General features: G+C 62.8%; 1 protein-coding gene. It reads right to left on the bottom strand.

What is annotated here, in order from left to right; translation table 11 throughout:
• On the bottom strand, window positions 1-402 hold a 402-nt coding region (locus PKE99_RS39320; RefSeq protein WP_271215147.1), incomplete at its 3' end, for a UTP--glucose-1-phosphate uridylyltransferase.
• Between the last annotated feature and the right edge of the window lie 211 nt (window positions 403-613).

The raw sequence follows: 613 nt of genomic DNA, 5'->3' as shown, positions 1-613 counted from the left end.
ATCGGGCAGCAGCACCGCGAAGGGCTCGTTGCCGATCAGGCGGCGGGCGCACCAGACGGCATGGCCCAGCCCCATCGGCCGGTTCTGCCGCACATAGGCGATGGCGCCCGAATCCATGTTGGTGTCCTTCAGGACCTCCAGCAGATCATCCTTGCCCTTCTTGCGCAGCGCGCTTTCCAGTTCCGGCGCGTGGTCGAAGTAATCCTCCAGCGCCGACTTGCCGCGCGAGGTCACGAAGATGAACTCCTTGATCCCCGCCGCCCGCGCCTCGTCGATCGCGTACTGGATCAGCGGACGGTCCACCAGCGTCATGAGCTCTTTCGGGATCGACTTCGTCGCAGGCAGAAAACGGGTCCCGAGACCCGCAACCGGAAATACCGCCTTGGTCACTTTCTTTGTCATGGAATGTCCTGTCCGATAATGCATGAAACATGAATCGCAATGAGCCGCTCAAAGACGGGCGCGGCGCAAACCCTATTGCCTGATGCCGCGTGGATCAATGCCCGCCCCGGAGAAGGACGGGCATCCGCAGTTTCCAGTGGAAGGCAAGTCCCGCTTGTGCCGGATCACTCCGGCAGGACGCGCACGGCCCCTTTGTCGGCGGAAGACGCGA

Source organism: Pseudonocardia halophobica (genome assembly GCF_027922425.1).
Taxonomy (GTDB): domain Bacteria; phylum Actinomycetota; class Actinomycetes; order Mycobacteriales; family Pseudonocardiaceae; genus Pseudonocardia; species Pseudonocardia halophobica.
The sequence above is the reverse complement of the archived record's forward strand: the minus strand, read 5'-3'. Positions and strand labels throughout refer to the sequence as shown.